The organism is Vibrio sp. D173a, assembly GCF_030248475.1.
Genome location: NZ_JAHGAH010001606.1, coordinates 1 through 551, shown reverse-complemented (window position 1 = coordinate 551; position 551 = coordinate 1). Strand labels below are relative to the sequence as shown.

Annotated in this window: 1 pseudogene; it reads right to left on the bottom strand. The window is 44.6% G+C overall.

The features are described 5' to 3' along the window. Window positions 1-551: pseudogene (locus KIV40_RS35080) on the bottom strand (hypothetical protein); the annotation flags it as partial.

Here is a 551-nt window from a genome sequence, read left to right as displayed (position 1 = left end):
AAACGAATGCCCACTCCCATTAAGTATGAACAGGCTCAAGGCATCGTCATCCGGAGAATCAGCCGATGGGTAGATACGCATGAAGACACTCAATTGGCATGGCTTTGGCAACAGCGTCGCGAGTACAAGTTTTAACTCTTCAATGGAGTAACGATCCTCTCTCACCACATGTAGATAGTGATGGTTGCTGCCATCCACTTGGCTGTATGTATAATTGGATTTGTCGACGAAATAAGGTAATGAAGAGTCAAAAGTTCGATACAAGTTAAATGCCACCACCGCTAGGCACAGTGCGACTGCCACAAAAAATCCAACATTGAGATAACCACGAGATTGCCCTTTTAAGACCACTGTTTTTGGATTTACACTCGATGTCGCGGATTGTTCTGGTGTTTGTTCAGACTGCTGTGATTGAGTAGGTTGCGATTGAGTCTCAAAATCTGCATTCTGGCTTGCGTTTTCTGTGCCAATTGAAGGCTCATCTGACTTATCTAGCTCATTGGGTTTTAGTGATGAGACCTCAAGTAAGTAGCCTGTCTTGCTGACCGTTC